The organism is Bifidobacterium sp. B4142 (assembly GCF_026537325.1).
Lineage (GTDB): Bacteria > Actinomycetota > Actinomycetes > Actinomycetales > Bifidobacteriaceae > Bombiscardovia.
This window is the reverse complement of record NZ_JAFNMJ010000010.1, coordinates 1-4,372: the sequence shown is the minus strand read 5'-3', so window position 1 is coordinate 4,372 and position 4,372 is coordinate 1. Positions and strand designations below refer to the sequence as shown.

Below are 4,372 nucleotides of genomic sequence, written 5' to 3'. Positions count from 1 at the left end.
AGATACCCCAACACCACACTCTGACCAACACACAACCAAACCCACACACAGAACCTAAAACAACGCGTTTAGTTCCTATAGGCCCATTTAAATCAGTTGAGTCAACATTGTTGTATAGGATATGCCCCGAATCCGGCCTATAAAAAGCCTCCAATAGGGAAAGCAGCGTAGTTTTACCTGAACCCGACGAGCCCACGATGACGGTTCTTTGGTGTGGGACTGCGCTAAAACTAATGTTCTGCAGAGTGGTATTTCGTTCATCATCTTTGTCCGCTGTATTGTAAGAAAAGCATACATCTTTGAACTCCAGCGTAATGTTGGCTGTATCAAACGAGGAATGCCCATCTGGGGAAAGCATATTGCTCGAACTTACGGTTTCGCTTTTATCGCGCAAAGATTCAATGTCTTCTATTCTCCTGAGTGGTCCTAAAGCTTTGAAAGCCGTGGTTATAGATGAGGAAAAGGAGCTTAGCGAAGAAACAACCATAGTCAAATACATTGAAAAGGAGATGAAATTAGAAATATCAAGATCCCCTTTCGCTATTTCCGCGCCGCCAAAGGAAAAAACGATTAGTAAGGTCAGCTGTATGGCGCAGTTCACAATGGACCGAATGATTGTTTCCTTGTTGGCCACTTTTACTGTTGCCCGATACACTTCTTCTGCGGTACCGACTACTCTTTTCGTTTCAGGCACTGTTGCCATAAAGGCCTTAATTGTGCGAATTCCAGCTAATGATCGCAGTATGGCATTAGACAGTCTTGCTGTCTTAGCTTGTACCAGTTCGGTATAGGCCTGCAGACGAGAAGAAGCAGCAATCATCAACAGAATGGATGTGCACGAAGTTATAAGTGCCACGGCAAAGAGTCTGGTATCAATGAACAGCATAGCGACAGCTGATCCGCAAGCTGTTAACAGATTCGCGGCCACTTTAAAGAAGTCTGATGACAGGGCTGAGCGTAACTCATTAGTATCTGAGATGACAGTTGAGACATAGTCACCCGACTCCCTCTTATCATACTCTTGTACCGGCAGGCCGAGGATACAGGTAATGAGATTGCTACGTTTATCGAAAACTATTTTCGCCGCAAGGCGGTTTGCCATATTGGATCCCAAACCATCCAGGACGATGCCTGCTACAAACAAAAGCGCCAAGACTGCAATTGGTCTCACCAACTTCTGACTCTGTTCTATGGCGTGTAGAAGATAATTGACACACAGAGGTTGTAGTAACGCCAGACCTGAAGACACTATACCCACAGACATCACAACAACAGTGATAGCTGTGTGCGGTTTCAATAGTCTGAATACATTAAAAATTGTGGTTTTTTGACGTTGCTGAGTTTGCATAGTTGACATGATTTCCGCTATTCGCCTATGGCTGTTTGGACGGTTTCAATTGCCGATCGCTTCAAACTAGAACGTGCAGAGAAAAATGTGGAAAGTGTTCCCGCGGCGATAATGGGCACAGCAAGGATAATGAAGAACTTCCAGGGGAAGACCACTACAAAGAGATTCTTGGAAAGAGGGAGGAATGTCACAGCGGTGAAAACTCCGACGAGCAAGGTGGCCCCCGCAGAGATAAGGATACCGGTGGTCACGAGGATGAAACCATCCAAGGCCGATATGGCAAGTAGCTGTCCGGGCACAGCGCCCGCGATGGAGATAAGGGCCAGATCAAGGTTGCGTTCCTTGGCAGAGATGGCGAAACTGGCGACCGCACCGATTACAGCAATGAGCAAGGCCGACCACAGGCTGGACATAAGCTCTATCGGTGTGGCTGATCCCATGTCTTTCAACTGGGGAAAGCCACTTATGGCAGCAGTACTGGTTTGACCTGTGATTAACAATCCACCGAGCAGGAACAGGCAAGCAGTCAGTGAGATGATGGTGGAGCCGAATGCCTTCCCGCGACTTCTCACAATGGCTTGTGCCCGTGCGATCTTCCAGACATCGGATTGCACAGGAACCAGATTCGTCCATGTTTTGGTGGCCCATTGGATGATGGGTCCTCCAGAATAGGCCAGAGCGACCAGAAACAGCAGTATCGCGATGATCGGGCCTAATGACATGGGTTGCATGATGATGCCCAATTGGGTCTTACTCAGAGTTTTGGGGTCGTTCAACACCAGGATGACGGCAGCGACAGCCGGTGCCAGCAGGGCGATGAAACCACCGATAATAAGGAATCTCCTCAGACCGCGCCCAGCTCTCGTGACGTGGACTTCCTCAGTTCCTGAACCTCTCAGCAGCTCAACCGGAAGCACTTTCCTCAAAGCACGCAGAGTAAAGAGAGCACCCAACAAAGCCACAATGAAACCGACTGCAAGCCCCCTCAAAGCAAAGTCTAAGAAACCCTGCCAAGTAAAAGTGATAAGCGGCGGTAACAGCACGGCCTCCAACTGGAACTTTAGAATCCGTGGGGCAAGAATTGGCGCCAGCGCCATACCAACGATGGAGGAGATCAGAGTCAGCACGAACACCTGCACCATGGTGAGGGTCAGCACCTGCCTAGGTGTGGCACCAAGCAGGGACAACAATGCAAGTCCCTTCCGCCGCTGCCTTATGGAAGCCTGAATCGTCACCATAATGACCAGGCAACCCAGGACCATTGCTATCTGGTAGACCGAGTCCACGTTAGTGCTGAGATGGTGAGATACCACACCCACTTCCCCCGGGGAATCATGTTTGAGATCATTGATTCCCTTGCATACACTCATGGCGCACAGAATCGTCTGCGTGACCACAAGTACAAGAAACACACCGGCCCAGATTCCTCTATTGGCTTTCAGATCATTCAACGCCCACTTCATGACTTACACCTTTCACGCCGCATCGCCATACAGAATCAGGGCAATAACTACGCTTGCTCTTCCACATTCGCTGATGCGACAAATCCGCCATCACTCATGGTGTATACGACGTCGCATTGCCGGGCCAGGCGGAGATCGTGTGTGACCACGACCACGCATTTACCGGGTCGATGGGAGAAGTCCCGCAACTGCGAGAAAACCAACTGTCCGGACTTCTGGTCAAGAGCACCTGTCGGCTCATCGGCGAACACAACATCGGGATCCGCGACCAAGGTGCGAATCAAGGATACCCGCTGCTGCTCACCACCTGAGAGCGAACTAGCTGCGTCATTGTCGTGCCCGCTCAAGTGGAACTTATCCATGAGGGCATCGATGCTTCCTTGATCGACCTTGCGATGGCTGAGAGTCAAGGGGAGCAGGATATTGTCACGAACGGTCATGGACGGGACAAGATTGTAGGACTGAAACACAAACCCGATATGCGATCTGCGAAACAAAGCCAAGTTACGCTGGTTCTTCTTAGTTAGTTCCTCACCCAGCACCCACACATTTCCTTGAGATGGCTGTTCAAGACCAGAAAGGCAATATAGCAAGGTGCTCTTACCACATCCAGAGGGCCCTGTAATTGCGGTCATGGCACCACCAGCAGCAACAAAAGAAAGATCATTGAACACCACAGTGGGAGTCCCGTCACCCGAGACGAAATTCTTACTTAGCTGTTCAGCTACTACCACACCATCACGCATAATATTAACCTTCATGGTACTGAGATCAGAGTATCGCCAGACCTCATGCGATTATAAAGCCCCACGACAACGAGTTCGGTACTGTTGTTTATCCCTGAGATATTTGAACATAACATGCTCTGAAATACAGATTTTAGAAACTTTTTCTAAAACTGATTGTGCATTGTCAAGGGAAGCCGTCACATGAATTTTCCATCCGTGGGTCCTCATTATGCAAGCAGTCGGCTGCATATATGTCCATACTACGGATTTATTTGAAGCCCATCCTATCGGACAGTCAGGTTCAGGATCCCATGACTCTTCGGCATGTGCCATGAGACTACGGCTATCGACAAAGAAAGGAGATCCTGGGTGCGTCGCCCGCATGTATACAGCTTCCCCAATCATTGCGTCTCCCATCGTTGCGGACTATGCTTTGTAGTAATATTATCAGAACCCGGTTCAGTGTCAACTTCTGTTTTAACTCGCTTCTTGAATATTAATAACTTGCTCATTGCCTTTGATAGCTAAGTACCCATACGTCGCCTTTTAAGATGGCAACTTTCCTTTGAGTAGAGATGGACCTTCAATTGCTGCATCCAATGATGTCAAGACACCAAGCCGTTTGCATAGCAAACTTTTCCCAGCGTCTATACTTACCTGATCCTCCCCCGTGGCTTCCATTCTGAATGATATTAACGACTGCGTCTGCACCGATTTCCTGGAGCAGTGACACCCACTTCAGAGATTCTGGGCTATAGGAACTAAACGCGTTGTTTATGTTGGGGGTTTGGCCTTGTGGCTGTAAGCGTGTTGGGTGGTTGTTAATAGGTCGG

At 48.9% G+C, this 4,372-nt stretch carries 3 protein-coding genes; all 3 read right to left on the bottom strand.

All coding sequences use genetic code 11. From position 1 onward, the window contains the following. Positions 1 to 1,357 (bottom strand): ABC transporter ATP-binding protein (locus J3U06_RS09215; protein WP_101433109.1); only part of this gene is annotated, 1,357 nt, incomplete at its 3' end. A gap of 8 nt (positions 1,358 to 1,365) precedes the next feature. Then, a complete protein-coding gene (locus J3U06_RS09210) occupies positions 1,366 to 2,811 on the bottom strand; it encodes an FtsX-like permease family protein (protein ID WP_045924218.1) in 1,446 nt (481 codons plus the stop codon). A 47-nt stretch (positions 2,812 to 2,858) separates the two neighbouring features. Then, positions 2,859 to 3,557 carry an ABC transporter ATP-binding protein gene (locus tag J3U06_RS09205; protein WP_267444983.1) on the bottom strand — a complete coding sequence of 233 codons (699 nt, stop codon included), beginning with the start codon at positions 3,555 to 3,557 and terminating at the stop codon, positions 2,859 to 2,861. Between the last annotated feature and the right edge of the window lie 815 nt (positions 3,558 to 4,372).